At 65.8% G+C, this 15,530-nt stretch carries 15 protein-coding genes and 2 pseudogenes; 10 read left to right on the forward strand and 7 right to left on the reverse strand.

Annotated features, from left to right (window positions below; all coding sequences use genetic code 11):
- The first annotated feature begins 97 nt into the window (after nt 1–97).
- Nucleotides 98–1,003: a LysR family transcriptional regulator gene (locus ACLIVD_RS36395; protein ID WP_477950576.1), complete on the forward strand. Its 906-nt coding sequence runs from the start codon at nt 98–100 to the stop codon at nt 1,001–1,003.
- 7 nt (nt 1,004–1,010) lie between these two features.
- Here ACLIVD_RS36395 and ACLIVD_RS36400 read toward each other — a convergent pair whose 3' ends face one another.
- The 3 genes from ACLIVD_RS36400 to ACLIVD_RS36410 all read right to left on the reverse strand — a co-directional run bounded on the left by ACLIVD_RS36400 (nt 1,011) and on the right by ACLIVD_RS36410 (nt 4,280).
- Nucleotides 1,011–1,742, reverse strand: a complete 732-nt coding sequence (locus tag ACLIVD_RS36400) for a sulfite exporter TauE/SafE family protein (protein ID WP_491931661.1) — start codon at nt 1,740–1,742, stop codon at nt 1,011–1,013.
- Between the two features lie 49 nt (nt 1,743–1,791).
- Nucleotides 1,792–2,820, reverse strand: a complete 1,029-nt coding sequence (locus ACLIVD_RS36405; RefSeq protein WP_280779229.1) for a phosphotransacetylase — start codon at nt 2,818–2,820, stop codon at nt 1,792–1,794.
- 89 nt (nt 2,821–2,909) lie between these two features.
- The gene (locus ACLIVD_RS36410; protein WP_491931662.1) at nt 2,910–4,280 is read right to left on the reverse strand and encodes an aspartate aminotransferase family protein; all 1,371 of its coding nucleotides are present in this window, start codon (nt 4,278–4,280) and stop codon (nt 2,910–2,912) included.
- Between the two features lie 225 nt (nt 4,281–4,505).
- On the opposite strand from ACLIVD_RS36410, the gene ald reads away from it, so the two are divergent.
- The 4 genes from ald (at nt 4,506) to ACLIVD_RS36430 (ending at nt 9,156) form a co-directional block, all read left to right on the forward strand.
- On the forward strand, nt 4,506–5,627 hold the full coding sequence (ald, locus tag ACLIVD_RS36415) for an alanine dehydrogenase (protein WP_005249214.1): 1,122 nt from the start codon (nt 4,506–4,508) through the stop codon (nt 5,625–5,627).
- Nucleotides 5,628–5,730: 103 nt separating this feature from the next.
- Nucleotides 5,731–7,200 carry a MocR-like pyridoxine biosynthesis transcription factor PdxR gene (gene pdxR, locus ACLIVD_RS36420; protein ID WP_317571041.1) on the forward strand — a complete coding sequence of 490 codons (1,470 nt, stop codon included), beginning with the start codon at nt 5,731–5,733 and terminating at the stop codon, nt 7,198–7,200.
- Between the two features lie 145 nt (nt 7,201–7,345).
- A complete protein-coding gene (locus ACLIVD_RS36425) occupies nt 7,346–8,461 on the forward strand; it encodes a hypothetical protein (RefSeq protein ID WP_491931663.1) in 1,116 nt (371 codons plus the stop codon).
- Between the two features lie 104 nt (nt 8,462–8,565).
- Nucleotides 8,566–9,156, forward strand: coding sequence for a dihydrofolate reductase family protein (locus ACLIVD_RS36430; protein ID WP_491931664.1), 591 nt, complete (start codon nt 8,566–8,568; stop codon nt 9,154–9,156).
- A gap of 143 nt (nt 9,157–9,299) precedes the next feature.
- On the opposite strand, the pseudogene ACLIVD_RS36435 reads toward ACLIVD_RS36430, so the two are convergent.
- Nucleotides 9,300–9,485: pseudogene (locus ACLIVD_RS36435) on the reverse strand (MerR family transcriptional regulator); the annotation flags it as partial.
- Between the two features lie 283 nt (nt 9,486–9,768).
- Between ACLIVD_RS36435 and ACLIVD_RS36440 the strand changes: the two are divergent.
- The 5 genes from ACLIVD_RS36440 (at nt 9,769) to ACLIVD_RS36460 (ending at nt 12,142) form a co-directional block, all read left to right on the forward strand.
- The gene (locus ACLIVD_RS36440; RefSeq protein WP_491931665.1) at nt 9,769–10,371 is read left to right on the forward strand and encodes a hypothetical protein; all 603 of its coding nucleotides are present in this window, start codon (nt 9,769–9,771) and stop codon (nt 10,369–10,371) included.
- 22 nt (nt 10,372–10,393) lie between these two features.
- Nucleotides 10,394–10,591 carry a hypothetical protein gene (locus tag ACLIVD_RS36445; protein ID WP_491931666.1) on the forward strand — a complete coding sequence of 66 codons (198 nt, stop codon included), beginning with the start codon at nt 10,394–10,396 and terminating at the stop codon, nt 10,589–10,591.
- Nucleotides 10,592–10,639: 48 nt separating this feature from the next.
- On the forward strand, nt 10,640–10,843 hold the full coding sequence (locus ACLIVD_RS36450) for a hypothetical protein (RefSeq protein WP_491931667.1): 204 nt from the start codon (nt 10,640–10,642) through the stop codon (nt 10,841–10,843).
- A gap of 146 nt (nt 10,844–10,989) precedes the next feature.
- Nucleotides 10,990–11,337 carry a histone-like nucleoid-structuring protein Lsr2 gene (locus ACLIVD_RS36455; RefSeq protein ID WP_280779219.1) on the forward strand — a complete coding sequence of 116 codons (348 nt, stop codon included), beginning with the start codon at nt 10,990–10,992 and terminating at the stop codon, nt 11,335–11,337.
- Nucleotides 11,338–11,389: 52 nt separating this feature from the next.
- Nucleotides 11,390–12,142: an SOS response-associated peptidase gene (locus ACLIVD_RS36460; RefSeq protein ID WP_491931668.1), complete on the forward strand. Its 753-nt coding sequence runs from the start codon at nt 11,390–11,392 to the stop codon at nt 12,140–12,142.
- 321 nt (nt 12,143–12,463) lie between these two features.
- Here the strand turns inward: ACLIVD_RS36460 and ACLIVD_RS36465 are convergent.
- The 3 genes and pseudogenes from ACLIVD_RS36465 to ACLIVD_RS36475 form a co-directional block, all read right to left on the reverse strand.
- Nucleotides 12,464–13,042, reverse strand: a pseudogene (locus tag ACLIVD_RS36465) (ATP-dependent DNA ligase); the annotation flags it as partial.
- 1,193 nt (nt 13,043–14,235) lie between these two features.
- A complete protein-coding gene (locus ACLIVD_RS36470; protein WP_491931669.1) occupies nt 14,236–14,463 on the reverse strand; it encodes a helix-turn-helix domain-containing protein in 228 nt (75 codons plus the stop codon).
- A complete protein-coding gene (locus ACLIVD_RS36475) occupies nt 14,463–15,080 on the reverse strand; it encodes a DUF2975 domain-containing protein (RefSeq protein ID WP_283352313.1) in 618 nt (205 codons plus the stop codon). Before ACLIVD_RS36475 ends, ACLIVD_RS36470 begins: the two co-directional genes overlap by 1 nt.
- Nucleotides 15,081–15,530 lie beyond the last annotated feature (450 nt).

Consider the following 15,530-nt stretch of genomic DNA (forward strand, 5'->3'; position numbering starts at 1 on the left):
CCACGGTCCGTCACGGTGGCCGTCTCCGGTAGCCGTCATCTCGACATGAACACATATCATCGTGATATGTCTTGCGCCGGGGTCATATACTCGATGCATGTCCCGCAGATGGCCCGAGTTCCCCGTTCTCGAGTTGCTCGTGGGCGTCGACGACCACGGAAGCCTCAGCGCTGCCGCCAGAATCGCCGGAATGGCGCAGCCGAATGCGAGTCGCGCCATCAAGCAACTCGAGCGCCAGTTCGGCATGACGCTGTTGCAGCGCAGCCCGACGGGCTCGATACTGACACCGCAAGGTACCGTGATCGCGCACTGGGCACGCCGGGTGCTCTCCGACACTCGCCGGCTGCTCGACGTGGCCGAGGGACTGCGCGCGGAACGCGCCGCCGAGTTGACGGTGGGTGCCAGCATGACTGTCGCGGAACACCTGATGCCGGGGTGGCTGGGGCAGTTTCGCCGTTTGCACTCCGACGTGACCATTCACCTGCAGGTGCACAACTCGACTCAGGTGTTCGAGCGGATCAACAGCAGGATCTGCGACGTCGGGTTCGTCGAATCGCCGACGGTACCACGACCGTTGAAGAGTCTCACGGTGGCGCGTGACCGCCTGGTCGTCGTCGTTCATCCCACCCACCCGTGGGCCCGGCGGCGGAAGGCGCTGACCGTCGCCGAGTTGGCGCTGACACCGCTCCTGGTCCGCGAGCCGGGATCCGGCACGCGAACCACCCTTGACGTGGCATTGCAGGAATACGACCGGGCGGCACCGCTTCTCGAGCTGGGCAGCGCCGCCGCGATTCGCACCAGCGTGCTGGCCGGGGTCGGTCCCGCGGTGATGAGCACCCTGGCGGTGGCGGAGCAGGTCGGCGCCGGAGAGCTGAAAGTGATCGACGTCGACGGTCTCGAGCTCGACAGGGTGCTGCGCGCCGTGTGGCGGGGCGCGCGTCAGCTCGACGGTCCCGCAGGCGAACTGGTGCGTCTGGTCCGCCGGGTCGGTGCCGAGCCGTGAGCGGCTGTCACCCGAGAATGCAGGTCGCCGCACCGGCGGCGATCACCAGTACGATGACCGCGGAACGGAACACCCCCGGCGGGAGTCGTCGGGCGATCGCGAGCCCGGTGACGTTGCCGATCAGCGCGGCGGCGACGAAGACCGGGAGTCGCGGCCAGAACATCGATTCCGTGATTTCGTCGTGTATCCACAGGACAGCGAGCGCCATCACGTTCGCGACGATGAAATAGCCTGCGAGATCGGCGATGAAAGCCATCGGTGGCAACCGCGCGCGCATCAACAACAGGACCGGTGGCGGTCCGTTGAGCGATGTCGTCGTTCCGAGGTAGCCACCCACGGAACCGGTGAGGAGGTGCGCAGTCGTGGACGGCGCACGCGTGACTTCCGCCCGGTTGGGGAACGCCATCGCGAGCCCGCACAGCATCACCACAACTCCCGCTGCGGGCTTCAGATACTGCTCCGGCAGCAGACCGAGGGTGACCGCGCCCAGCCAGGCGCCGGGCAGACTGCCACCACCGAGCAGCGCCACCCGTCCCCACGTGATGTGTTCCCGCAACTGGTACGCGGCGCCGATCCGCGTGATCAGGCCCGCCACCAGATTGACGAATACCACTTCGGGAACGGCGAATCCAACCATCAGCATCACCGGCGTCGCGATCAGTGCCGTCCCGAACCCGGTGGCGCCGCCGATGACCGACGCGATGCCGATGCACAGGGCACCGATGAGGAGCATCGTCATCGCGACTCCCTTCCCGATCCGGTGGCACGTTCCCGTGCAGGTCTGATGTTCAGGTGGCCAAAGATTGGACTGCGCTCACCAGAGCCATCAGTTCGATGTCGCTGCCGGTGCACCCTCGGGACAGGTCGTTCCACGGTGCGGCCAACCCTTGCAGGATGGGACCCAAGGCTATTGCACCGCCGAGCCGCTGAGCAATTTTGTACCCGATGTTGCCGGCATCGAGATTGGGGAAGACCAACACGTTCGCCCGGCCGGCGACCCGTGAACCGGGCGCCTTGGACGCGCCGATCTCGGCGACCAGCGCGGCATCGAATTGCAGGTCACCGTCCACATGCAACTGCGGGTCCCGGACGCGCACCAGCTCCGCGGCCTCGCGGACCTTCTCCACCCGCGGGTGGCTGGCGCTGCCCTGGGTGCTGAACGACAGCATCGCCGCGATCGGAATCTGCTCGGTGAGCTGGAAGTGGGTGGCGCTGGCGGCCAGCGCGATGTCGACCAGTTCCTCGACCGTGGGGTCGGGTACGACGGCGCAGTCGGAGAACGTCAACTGCCTTCCGTCCGACAGCAACATCAGAAACGAGCTCGACAGGATGCTCGAACCCGGCGCGAGACCGACGATGCGCAGCCCGGCCCGCAGCACATCGGACGTCGGCCTGCTCGCACCCGCGACGCAGGCGTCGACCACTCCGGCGCGCAGTGCCCCCGCGGCAAGGCACACCGGGTCGGACAGCGCCGACTCGATCCGGTCGGGGTACCTGGCGAATCCCGATTCGACGGCGTCACAGATCGCGGGGTCGGCGGCCGCCTCGTCGAGGTCGACGACGAGTTCCTCGGCCAGCGGGATACCCGCGGCCTCGGCGATGCGCCGGATGGCGTCCCGCCGCCCGAACAGCCGCGGGGAGACGACACATTTGTGGTGCAGATGGTGGGCCGCACGGATCGCGCGCTCGTCTTCTCCGTCCGCCAGACCGACGACGCGGCCCTCCCCACGCAGGGTCGCGACCCAGTGGTCGATCAGCGACGAATCATTCAGTCGTGCAGCGTCGGTGGGTGGTACAGCGGTGACGCCCGGGGCCATGGCCTCGCTCTCCCATCACTACGAAGAAGGGTGGCGGTCGTCGATCTCGACGACCGCCACCCGCTGGAACTCGGGGAACGTATCGTTCCCTACGGCTGGATTGCCTTTTCGATGTCGGTGAGCATGCTGTCGATGCCGTGGAGCAGTTCCGAGAGCACCTCGTCGTCGGCCACGAGGGGCGGCGAGATCATCAGCATCGTGGCCCCACGGTCGTCGCCGCGGAGAATCACCTTGGTGCGGGCGAACGCCTCCGGCAGCACCCTGCGCAACACTGTCAGCGACTCCTGCTCGGTGAACTCGCGGCCGCTGTCGCTGTCGGCCATCAATTCGATCGCGTAGAAGAATCCGGTGCCGCGCACGTCCTTGACGCAGCGGTGCGCGCTCATCAGCGAGTCGAGTGCCGACCGCAACTTCGGGCCGCGCGCGGTGACGTTGCCCAGCACGTTCTCGTCGCGCATCGCGGTGATGTTCGCGACCGCCACCGCCGTCGACACCGGGTGTCCGCCCCACGTCGCGCCGTGTGTGAACACGCCGCCCTTGGGCGAGTCGTAGAGCTCGCGAACCAGCTGCTCACGCACGATCAGGCCGCCGAGCGGGGCATATCCGGACGTGGAGCCCTTCGCGAACGTGATCATGTCGGGCACCACACCGGTGAGCCCGTGCCCGAACCAGTGTCCGAGGCGGCCGAACGAGCAGATCACCTCGTCGGAGACCAGCAGGATCCCGTGCTTGTCGCACAGCGCGCGCAGCGCAGGCCAGTACCCGTCCGGCGGAACCAGGGCGCCGCGCCCGTTCTGAACCGGCTCGGCGAACACGGCGGCGATGGTGTCGGCACCCTCTTCCTCGATGACGGCTTCGATCGCGGCGATGCAGTCGAGCTCGTTCGCCGGGCCGCAGTCGCCGAGGTAACCGAGGGTGTTGGGCACGGAGCGGACCCCGGGCAGCAGCGGTCCGAACGGGTCTTTGATCTTGGGCAGCTGAGTTACCGAGAGCGCGCCGAGAGTGGTTCCATGGTAGGCCATCTCGCGGCTGATGATCTTGGTTCGCTGCGGGTTGCCCTGGCTGCGGTGGTACTGCCGGGCGAACTTGACGGCCGTCTCCACGGCCTCGGATCCCGAGTTGACGAAGAAGGTCGTCCCGAGATCGCCGGGCGCCAGGTCGGCGATGAGCGCGGACGCCTCGATCGCGGGAATGTGGGCGCTGCCCCAGTTGGAGGCGTACGCCAGCGTTCCGATCTGCTCGCTCGCCGCCTTGGCGATGTCGTCGCGGCCGTGACCGATGTTCACGCAGAACAGGCCTGCCAGACCGTCGAGGAAACGGTCCCCCTCGGTGTCGATCAGATAGCTTCCCTCGCCACGAACGAACACCGGAAAGTCGCTTTCCCAGGTGTCCTTACGGGTGAAATGAGGTCCGAGGTGCCGGCGGGCCCGTGCTCGCAATTCGGTGACGTCCACGACCATCTCCTTCGTTGTCGAATGGCTGTGATCCACAACATACCGACGGGGCAGACCGCAGGTCAGGGCCAGAAGAGCGGTATTCGATGGGTCCAGTCTGGTCCCCGTAGACGGCGCTCAACTGGTCCTTCTGGTCCCATGCCAGAGTGATCCAGACTTCGGTATCGAATCGCTCGGGCACCACGACGTGTGGTCGGAGCGGCGAACAGCCCCAGCTAACGGAGGTCTCAGATGAGGATCGGTATCCCCAAGGAAGTCAAGAACCACGAGTACCGGGTGGCGGCCACTCCCGCCGGTGTCCACGAAATGGTCGCCCACGGGCACGACGTGTTCGTGGAACGCGGTGCGGGGGAGGGCTCGTCGATCGGTGACGACGCCTACGGTGCCGCCGGCGCGAAGATCCTCGACTCCGCCGACGCGGTGTGGCAGAGCGCGGAACTGCTGCTCAAGGTCAAGGAGCCCATCGCCGAGGAATACCACCGGATGCGTTCGGACCTCACGTTGTTCACCTACCTGCACCTCGCTGCGGGTGAAGAGTGCACCCGGGCACTGCTCGCCGCCGGTACCAATTCCGTTGCGTACGAGACCGTTCAGCTTCCCGACGGTTCCCTGCCCCTGCTGTTCCCGATGAGTGAGGTCGCCGGCCGGCTCGCACCGCTCGTCGGCGCGCAGGCACTCATGCGACCGGAGGGTGGCCGAGGCGTACTGATCGGCGGCGTGTCCGGTGTGTTGCCGGCTCGCGTCGTCGTGATCGGTGCGGGTGTATCGGGCATGAATGCCGTCGCCGTCGCCGCAGGCACCTGGGCCGACGTGGTCCTGTTCGACAAGAACGTCGACAAGCTGCGCGCCGCCGACCGGATGTACCAGGGCCGGATCCGCACCCTCGCCGCGAACGCCTACTCGATCGAGCAGGAGGTCATGCAGGCCGACCTCGTCATCGGTGCCGTGCTCGTCCCGGGCGCCAAGGCACCGAAGATCATCTCGAACTCGCTGGTCTCGCGGATGAAGCCGGGCAGCGTTCTCGTCGACATCGCGATCGACCAGGGTGGTTGCTTCGAGGATTCGCGTCCCACCACCCACGCGGAGCCCACGTTCAAGGTTCACGACTCGGTGTTCTACTGCGTGGCGAACATGCCGGGAGCGGTGCCCCACACGTCCACGTACGCACTCACCAACGTGACCTTGCCGTACACCCTGCAGATCGCCGAGAAGGGCCTCGCCCGCGCGGCCAGGGAGAATGCCGCACTCCGCGCCGGTGTCAGCACCGTCGCCGGGCGCCTGACGAACGATGCCGTCGGTGAGGCACTCGGGATCGAGTCGGTCAGCGTCGACGACGCGCTCAACCTGGTTTGATTTCGCCGCCGGCCCGGCATACTGAGAAGTGCTCGTTCGAGAACTTCTCGGCGTGCCGGGTCGGCCTACCTCTGGCCACTCTTGGATCCACAGGAGGCGATGCGTGCCGAGAACACTGATCGAGGTCGACCGCAATTCCGCCGAACCGCTCTACCGCCAGGTTCGACGGGCGATCGAACACGGCATCGCCAACGGGCTGTTCGATCCACGACACCGCCTTCCGAGTTCGCGTGAACTCGCGGTCGATCTCGCGATCTCCCGGAACACGATCAACCTGGCGTATCAGGAACTGATCGCCGAGGGACTCGTTCAAAGCCACCAGCGCTCGGGCATGTTCGTCAATCCCGACATGATCGAGACGCTCGCAACGGACGCCCGCGCGACCATTCCGCGCATCGACTGGTCGTCCCGCATCCGGCGTTACCCCGACGCCGACGTCCCGCACATCGAGAAGAACGTCGACTGGCACAGCTATCCGTACCCGTTCCTGGCCGGGCAGATCGACATCCGCAGTTTCCCCGCCCGCGCGTGGGTGCGTTGTCTCCGCGACGCGCTGTATCAACCCCACGCCTACGCGAGCCTCCAGGACAGCGTCGGTGCGGACGACCCCATGCTGATCGACATGATCCGCCAGCATCTGCTGCCCTCGCGCGGCATCGAGGCGAGTGCGGACGAAGTTCTGGTGACGGTCGGTTCCCAGCAGGGGCTGGACCTCGTCGGCCGGGTGCTGCTCGGACCCGAGGATCGGGTTGCCATCGAAAACCCCGGCTATCTCGATGCTCGACACATCTTCCTGCGCACCGGCGCCCAGGTGTACGGCATCGACGTCGACGACCACGGCCTGCGCCCGCCGGAGACGCTGCGCGGCACAGATCTGATGTATCTGACACCGAGCCATCACCATCCGACCAACGCGACGCTCGGCATCGACCGTCGTCAGCGTCTGCTGCAACTCGCCGCGGAGTCCGGCACCGTGATCGTGGAGGACGACTACGACAGCGAGTTCCGCTACCACGGCAGCCCCAGCCCGGCGCTGAAAGCGCTCGATTCCAGCGGCGACGCCGTCTATCTCGGCACGTTCTCGAAGTTCCTGGCCCCGGGCCTGCGTCTGGGCTACCTCGTCGGGCCCGCGGATCTGGTGCGCGAACTGCGGAAGGCCCGGCGGTACGTGCTCCGTCATCCACCGGGTCACCAGCAACGGGCCCTGGCCATGCTCATCGACAGCGGGGAGTACCACCGCGCGCTGCGCCACCACCGCACCCAGATGAAACACAAATGGGAGCGGCTGTGTGCGGCCGTCGACAAGTACCTTCCGTGGCCGCAGGAGCCGTATCCGCCCGGTGGCGTCAGCTTGTGGATGACCGGCCCGGAGAACCTCGACTGCCGGGTACTCGTGCGCGAGGCGGAAGCCCGCGGTGTGCTCATCGAACGGGGCGACATCTTCTTCACGCAGCCGGTCCCGCCCCGCAACCACTTCCGCATCGGCTACGGCGCGATCCCCCTGCGGTCCATCGAAGAAGGCATCGCACTTCTCGGCCAGGCGTGCCAGGCGAGTTTCCGCTTTGGCAGGTAGACCCGATAACACCCGCGCCTGCGCGCATCCTGCCGCCCAGACGGCGGCCTGTTCGGCCGGCTTCCTCGCAGCCGCAGTGGCCCACGGCCCGTGGTCAGAACATATTGGAGGCGCGTCGGCTCGGGGACTCTAGGGTGGTCAGCACATGACTACAGCAGAATCCTTGTTGGCCGGCCCACGTGGGCGTCGGATGCTGCTCGCCTACGCGAGGGACGCCGAACGAACTCTGCACTCCGAGTTCCGCAGTGACTCGTTCGATCACGCCGTATTTCTGGCGTCGTATCACCTCGAGTCCGGTCGCGAAGGCGCACGCGTGCTGTTCGGGCCCGGCGCTGAAGAGGCTCGGCGGACCGTCCTCACTGCAGACGATGTGGCGCATCGCCTGTCCCAGGTGCCGCTTCCCGAGGTGACAGCGGTTGCACTCCGTTCGGCCCTCGCCGACGCGGTGGACGCGGCGCGCTACTGGCAGGACCCGGACGGTGAAGACATCCTCGTCGATACCGAGTCGGTGCGCCGTGAGCTTCGACGGGTCGCCGAGCACATCGCACGATCCCCGCACGCGCAGTGGTGGACGACGCCCGCTGCGACCGATCAGTGGTCGGTGGGCTGGAGTGAGGACGATACGGATCTCGTTGACTCGACTACCACAGAACTGTTGCGTGACTACCGTGATCGGACTGCCGCGGAGGAAGTGCGAGCAGAACGGGATCGTCCGGCGGATCCGTCGGCGAACTGGTCCGGCTGGTGGTGGTCGACTCCACCCACACGGTGTTCGTCCCGGCGGCTGTTCGACCGGACCCCGGCCGGTTTGTGGTTCGTCGAGGACAGCATGGGATGGGAGCGCGCCATCACGCGACGAATGAACATCCCCGCCGGCGCTCGCGTGTACGAGGTCGACGGTGCGCAAGCGTGGGCAGAACTGTGCAGACAGTTTCCCGTCGAGGTCACCGCGCAGAAACGACACGATTGGTACCGCACCACCGGACGATCTGGACGATGGGTCATTCCCGACTGGCCGCGGCTCTCCGAACGGTACGAGGGCGTACACCTCACCGTGGCGGGATATCTCGCCGCGGCGGGCACCGCGATCGCCGTCGACACCGACACCGACACCGACACCGCGAGTGTCATCGCGGGATGGGCGCCCGACGACACCTACTGGCTCACCGACACCGTCAACCTCGACAGTGACGATTCCCGGACCTGGGTGTGCGACACCAGTGGAAGACATCCTTCCTGGGTCGGCGAAACTCACCGCTGAGGACTGCTGTCCTTGAGCCGCAGGCGGATCCGCGAACGCGATGCCGGCGGGAATCCGCACGCGACACGCTAAATTTGGGGCACCCCAACGTAGAGGAGAGCCCCATGGGCAAGGTGGTCATGTACAGCTCGGTGTCGGTGGACGGCTTCATCGCGGACGAGCACGACCAGCCCGGACCGCTGTTCGACTGGTTGTCCAGCGGTGACGTCCCGTTGGACGAAAGCGGCGAGCTGAAGGTGTCGCAGACGTCCTACGACTACACCCGGTCGTACTGGGACCAGATCGGGGCGACACTCGTCGGCCGCCACGTCTTCGACCTGACGGACGGCTGGGACGGAAAGCCTCCGAGCGGGATCGACCACGTGGTCGTCGTGACGCACCGGCCGAAGCCCGAGGGCTGGGACCCCGAGGCGCCGTTCCACTTCGTCGACGGCATCGAGGCAGCCGTGGCCAAGGCGCAGGAGCTCGCGGGTGACCGCATCGTCGAGGTCGCCGCCGGCGACGTCGGTGGCCAGGTGCTTGCCGCAGGCCTGATCGACGAGGTGCGCATGGACGTCGTACCCGTCGTGTTCGGGTCCGGCAAGCGCTACTTCGGGTCGGTCCACGCACAGCACCTATTGGAGGATCCCGACGAGGTGATTCAGGGCAACCGGGTGCTTCACCTGCGCTATCGGGTGCGCCGTCGACCGATCTGAGCGGACTGCGAACGGTGACACAAGATCGGGTCTCAGGCTGCGTTTGCGCATCGCTGTCCCTGGTCGGGCAGCCGACGCCGATCCGCCCCATCACCTCACCTGCGGCAAGTTCAACTCGAGATCACTGGTCGCCGGCTTCCGTCCAGGCGCCGGTTGTCGCGTTCGAGTTCGCCGGTCCGGTGTTCGCGGTCGAGGACGCGGCCGATGCCGACGACGTTGACTCCGGCATCGATGAGTTCGGCGACGCGTTCGAGCCGGGCCAGTTCGTGGTCGCCGTACCGGCGGGTGCCCGCGCCGGTACGGAGGGGAGTGATCAGCCCGTACTCCTCCGCGCGGGACCGGCGGCAGTCGACAAGCACTGGCCAGGAACGCCCGCGGGACTCGCGGCGGTGCGCCGTCTGGTCGGGATCCGGCCGGCATGAGCTTCGCGTAGTCAACGGGATAAGTCCGCCTCACGCTCGGGCAGCGCACCGGAGCGCCCGCCACGTGCGATTAGGGACCGGGCACACGGGGTAGTCACGGTATACGCCTCGCGCGCACCGGCGCGCCATGTTCCACATGCTCCCGACGCCCGACGCAGTGCGTGGCGACGACACACAGCAGGTGGGTTCGATGATGAAAATAGGAAAGACCAAAACCAAAGTTGAGGTCGCCGCAGCGGTCGGCGCCGGATATCTACTGGGGCGCACACACCAGTTGAGGATGGCCGTGAAGATCGCTGGTGCGGGCGGGCGGTCCCCCAAGGGGCCTGAGGATCTGCTCGTACAGGGATCCGAGTTTCTGGCCTCGTCTCCGGAGATTGGGGAACTGGGCGATTCGGTTCGGGACGAGCTACTCGACACGGCGGCCGCCACGGCTGAGGCCAGCAGTGGACACGTCGATTCGTTCAGCGACCGCCTCCGGTCGGGCGGCGCGCACGTCGTGGCCGGCGGCGGACATCTGGTCGCGGGGGTGAAGAGGATCGGTCGGCGCGGGCACGCCCACCCGCGGGACCCCGAGGATTCCACCGTCGACGAGATATCGGAGCACGGAAAAGACGAGGACGGACGTTCGTCTCCCGCGGTCGAAGAAGAACAACAGGCGAAGCCGCACAGACTGCGCAAACGTCGGGTCACGACACCCAGTGATTCGGCGGGGGAGTCCCGCGACCAATCCGCACAGGAAGCACGACCGGACACAACCGCACGCAGGAAGGGGACGGCCAAGGCGCACTAGCCTCCTCACCCGTTGGGGCCCGGTGCGCATCGATCGGCGCCGGGTTGCGCGTGTCCGCGATCCCGTTATCGGTGCTCGTGGATTCGCTCCGACCGGCGCCGAAACCGCACACTCCGTCATGCAGCAACTCCTCGCGGACAACGAACACTTCCTCACGGTCGTGATGTGCGTGGTCGTGGTGGCACTCGCCGCCGCCGCGGTGTGGACGATCTTCCGCTGACGGACAGGATCCCGGGGGTCCGGCGAGGCGGGAATCTCGTTGTTCGGCATGAAATCCCGTGTCCAACGGGCCGGCGCCGCCCTCCAGGCCCAATTGCACGACTTCCAGCCCCGCAGCGGATCGTGCGCCTGCGGAGCGACGTCATCGGAGGACGAGCACACCGCTACCGCACCCTCGGCCTATCCCGAGATCCACCACGCGACGTCGCCGCTGCGCAACGCCGCGCGTGAAAGCGGAGAGGTGAAGCGGTGAAGTGTCGAACTTTCGCGTCACCTGATCGAGCTGCCACAGCTCTCGTAGTCCCACGGGTACCCACAGTCCCCGCTGGACCTCACGAAATTACTGATACTGCCAGTACTGTTATCTGGTCCGTACTGGAGAGCTGAGGAGTGACATCTGTGGCACGCAAGGTTGTAGTTGAGATGGTCGACGACATCGACGGCACCACCTTCGGTGAGGACGGCGAGAGCATCCACTATGCAGTCGACGGCGTCGAGTACGTGATCGACCTGAAGGACGAGCACGCGAAGGAACTCCGAGAGACCTTCGAGTACTACATCGCGCACTCCACCCGCGTCGGCGGCCGCAAGCACCGCTCGGACCGACCGGTCAACCCCACTGCCGAGAGACGGCCGTCGGGCGAAACGACGAAGATCCGCGCCTGGGCACTCGAGCAGGGCTACGAACTGTCCTCTCGTGGACGTATCCCCACCGAGATCGAGCAGGCTTTCCACGACGCCCACTGAACATGCGCAGCGCCTTCCCCGTCGCGGTGGTCGATCGTGGCAGGCTATCGGTATGTGTGGTCGTTACGCCTCGACGACGAGCCGGGGAACGCTGCTCGATACCTTCGAGGTCGCCCCTGAACGGGCCGACCCGGAGATGGCGCCGGACTACAACGTGGCGCCCACGAAGACCTCCCCGGTTGTGATCGCGCGGGTACCGAAAGACACCGACGACGAGCAACCCCAACGACAGCTCCGCAACCTCAAATGGGGCCTGACACCGTTCTGGGCCAAAGATCCGAAGATCGGCTCACGCATGATCAACGCCCGCGCCGAGACCGTGCACGAAAAGCCCGCGTACAGGCAGTGTTTCAAGTCGCGGCGCGGGATCGTCCCGGTGTCCGGGTTCTACGAGTGGTTCCCGACCGACGAGGTCGGCAAGTACGGAAAACCCCTCAAGCAGCCGTACTACATCCACCCGGCCGAGAGCGACATTCTCCCGTTGGCCGGCATCTTCGACTTCTGGCGCAACCCCGACGTCCCCGACAACGATCCGGACGCCTGGCTGATCACATTTTGCGTGATCACAACCAACTCGACCGACGATGTGGGACATATCCACGATCGGATGCCGATGAGCGTCGCCCCGGAGAACTGGGCGGACTGGCTCGACCCGACCAACACCGACGTCGACCACGCCCGATCCTTGATGGCACCGCCGGCACCGGGCAGCCTCGAGACCTACCCGGTGTCCAAGGCCGTCAACAACGTCCGCAACAACGGTGAAGACCTGCTGAAGCCGATCACTCTCGAGGACGCCCACTGACCACTGGTGCGACCCGCGCAAACACCACGCACAGCCGGCGGACACACCGCCTCGGAATACCACCCGATGGTCCGCTGTTGAACAGGCTGACGGTGGCGCACATACCCCGGGTACCACACCAGAAAAGTCGCTGCGAGCGACCACTTGCCGAGAGGCGATATGGCGTCACCGTCCCGCTGGCCGGGTAAGACCTACAGTGCCAAGCGTTCCCGAAAAGGAAACGAAGCCGCTGTCACCGGGGAAGGCGACAGCGGCTTCCCTTTGATCGGATACGTTCCGTCACAGCGAATCCCGTGTGACCGACCCCGGATCGAGGTCTCCGCGCTGACCCGGTAGATAGGGCGACCCCACCCGATTGAAAACCGCGCCCTCCATCCCGGAATTCCTGGCGGCCCCCAGAATGACGGCACCGTCCACTCCTACCCAATGCGGCAAGATCTGCACGGGCACGCCGAGCCCGCGTAACTCGTGACCGAGGTCGGTGGGAGCGGCACGGCGCTCCAGATACCGCGTCGCCATCAAATCGGAACCGTCGGCAGACAGAACGTCGAACGGAAGGTAGGTGACCGGCACCTGCCGTCGCAGGGCCGTAGTCGGGCGCAGGGTGTTCATCCGCTTCTGCAAGCGCGCGAACGACAGCCGACCCTGGGAGAGGGCCACGATCTCGCCGTCGAACACGATCCGGCCGCGACCGCCGAATGCTTCGGTCAACGCCTCGGCCACCTCTGGGTACGAGGAGGTGACGACGTTGGGGTTGCGGGTCCACAACACCGGCGGCTCGCCGCCGCCGACCGCAGCCACGACGCGGCACCCGTCGTACTTCATTTCCGCCGCCCAGCCACCGTCCATTTGCTCCGGAGGTTCACCCGGGGTGGCCAACATCGGCGCAATCAGCCGCATGGGCCGATTGTGCGCCCATTTGCGCAGCTCGGGCGACCCTTACGGTTCCGGTATGCGGAAGACCAGCCGATTCGTCAAGCGTATGTTCACGCTGCTCACGTGACGCTGAACCACCAGTACGCGATCTGTGCCAGACCGTTGGCGATCGCATAGAAGGCGGGCTGCGCCCACTCGGGAATGCCCCAAAGACTCAGGTCGTCCATGGCGTCCTCCACACGTTGAAGTTGGCCCCGACAACTACGCATCGCTCGCGGTTACGGGGGATCGGAATCACGTCATCGCCTCCGGGGTTAGTTGAATGGAAGCGACTGCCACCACTGGATCGCGTTGCCTAGTGCCACCCACGCGTCGAGGAGCTGAGGGAAAGCGTAGAAGAATCCCAGGTCCAACATGGCGAACTCCTTGGTCGGAACGGGCTCTGTTGAATGGAAGCGCACCTCCTGCGCTGTGTATCGCCCGCCGGAGGCGGATCGGTACAGCTACCCAATCGAGTGGGGCCCGTAGGTGCAGGCCGAGTGATGGCGGGTTCACCCGCAGATCGCAAAGAGAAACAGGCCGCCACACCTGCCAATCCGCGGAACACCGTAGATCAGGACCGTGATGATCACCGGTCTGGGCAGTGAGTGGCGACCTGTTGCTCGTCGCGGTTGTCAGAGTAGATCGTCCCTGTGACAGAGACGATCAGGACTTCGCCGGGACGAGAAACTTCACCGCGACGCTGAACGCATATTTTCCTGGGTTATGGATAGGGACTCGATGAGTGCATGGCCGTCCTCATCGATGCTGAGGATTTTGAACTGAGGGTGGAGCATCACCGTGTCGCCAGTTGTCAAACCCGCGCGAGTTCCGGGATTCTCGGGCATACGCAACGATGAACCCGTACGGTTTCGGTGTGCAAGCCGCCGATAATTGCCGGATTCGATCGATCGTGGCACCGACTGCCGCAACGGGCGCCACAGTGCTGTGCCGATAGCGGATCCCCTACTGCCCGCTGCGCGATACGGGATTCACGCGGGCCAACGCAGGTCGGGCAGGTCCAGACCGAAGCGCCATTCCTGATCGACCTTGGTGATCTCGTCGATACCGTCGGTGAACGTGCGCACGACGATGACGTCGGGGATGACCACGGCCTCACCGTGCCGTGAACCGATGCAAATCAATGTCTCACACGCGGCGTCGACCACCTTCGGCCGTCACCGCGCGCGAACGAGGAGGTCGCCGACCTCGCAGTCGAGGGCGTCGCAGATCGCGACGAGGGTGGAGAACCGGATGGCCTTCGCGCGGTCGTTCTTGAGGACGGACAGGTTGACCAGGCTGACTCCTACCCGTTCGCTCAGCTCGGTCAAGGTCAGGTTGCGTTCGGCGAGCAGGACGTCGAGGCGGCAGTGGATGTCTGAGGCGTCGGACCCCGCAGACGCCATCAGACGAGTCCTTCGGTGTCCCGCTGGAGTCGCTCGCCGGTCTGGAAGGCGACGGCAACCACCGCGAGGGCGAGTGCGACGAAGCACGGCGTCCAGTTGATTCCGAACCTGGCGTTGTCGTAGGTGTGCTCGCTGAGCGCGGCGAAGGCCCCGTTGATGCCCATGTTGCCGAACATGGTGGTCGCGAACCACCCGAAGAGGATCACGCCCGAGCACACCGTGATGAGGCGTGAATTGGTGCGACTGAACGCGATTCCCCGCATCAGGTTCCGGCAGAGCAGGTAGCCACACGCAACCACGAGGACAACGGTCACGGCGAGGGCGACCTGCGCGATGACCAGTGACGCGACGGTGATGCCCGCCATGTCCGACACCCGCACAGTCGCCTCGTCCACCAGTACGGTCACGGCAGCGCCGTCCGGGCCGACGGGCAGTTGTGCCGGAGTGTCGACGAACGGCGCGCGCACCGGCACGTCCCTGTTGGTCACGATCTCGGCGATGCGGACCACGCTGACCACGAGCGTCACTCCGGCGGCGATCACTCCGCCGGCGATCACGAGCAGCAGTCCGACCCGGTCACTTCGCGTCAGTGATTCCTTTTCCACACGGTCACCCATCACAGTCCCCTTATCGAATACCGATATTATCGTCTTTCGATGTTAACGATAATCGGTATGGTAGGCAATCGGTTGCAGGGCAGCGGTACGCGCCGCGGGGCTCCAACGTGCTGGCGTCGTAGATCGGCAAGTCGATTCCTCGAGGGACGTCGACGTCGACCGAACCCCCCGGCCTCCCGGGCTCGTATGAAAATCCCCGGTCAACCCACTCCAGAAATTCTGTAGTCGCGGGAGTAGACATTGAGGTGGTGCCGTTGTAGAGTTTCTCTCGTCGCAAGGAAAGAGTTCACGAGGTGCGGGAGAGGATGAACTACCCGCATAGCAGTTACCGCAAGATGAGGAAGTGCCAGGGCACGGGTTGATGTGAGTGTGTAAGGCCCCCGGCACCTCCGGCCGGCGACCGGGCAGCAAGAACAGCCCGACAGCCGGAAAAAGTGCAGTGAACAAGGA

Source organism: Rhodococcus sp. G6(2025) (assembly GCF_058628105.1).

Coding starts and splice junctions, on each gene's coding strand:
- ACLIVD_RS36470 (WP_491931669.1), bottom strand. CDS start 14,463: ATGGCGTCTGCGGGGTCCGACGCCTCAGACATCCACTGCCGCCTCGAC.
- ACLIVD_RS36440 (WP_491931665.1), top strand. CDS start 9,769: ATGATGAAAATAGGAAAGACCAAAACCAAAGTTGAGGTCGCCGCAGCG.
- ACLIVD_RS36400 (WP_491931661.1), bottom strand. CDS start 1,742: ATGACGATGCTCCTCATCGGTGCCCTGTGCATCGGCATCGCGTCGGTC.
- ACLIVD_RS36450 (WP_491931667.1), top strand. CDS start 10,640: ATGAAATCCCGTGTCCAACGGGCCGGCGCCGCCCTCCAGGCCCAATTG.
- ACLIVD_RS36395 (WP_477950576.1), top strand. CDS start 98: ATGTCCCGCAGATGGCCCGAGTTCCCCGTTCTCGAGTTGCTCGTGGGC.
- ACLIVD_RS36475 (WP_283352313.1), bottom strand. CDS start 15,080: ATGGGTGACCGTGTGGAAAAGGAATCACTGACGCGAAGTGACCGGGTC.
- ald (WP_005249214.1), top strand. CDS start 4,506: ATGAGGATCGGTATCCCCAAGGAAGTCAAGAACCACGAGTACCGGGTG.
- ACLIVD_RS36430 (WP_491931664.1), top strand. CDS start 8,566: ATGGGCAAGGTGGTCATGTACAGCTCGGTGTCGGTGGACGGCTTCATC.
- ACLIVD_RS36425 (WP_491931663.1), top strand. CDS start 7,346: ATGACTACAGCAGAATCCTTGTTGGCCGGCCCACGTGGGCGTCGGATG.
- ACLIVD_RS36405 (WP_280779229.1), bottom strand. CDS start 2,820: ATGGCCCCGGGCGTCACCGCTGTACCACCCACCGACGCTGCACGACTG.
- ACLIVD_RS36460 (WP_491931668.1), top strand. CDS start 11,390: ATGTGTGGTCGTTACGCCTCGACGACGAGCCGGGGAACGCTGCTCGAT.
- ACLIVD_RS36410 (WP_491931662.1), bottom strand. CDS start 4,280: ATGGTCGTGGACGTCACCGAATTGCGAGCACGGGCCCGCCGGCACCTC.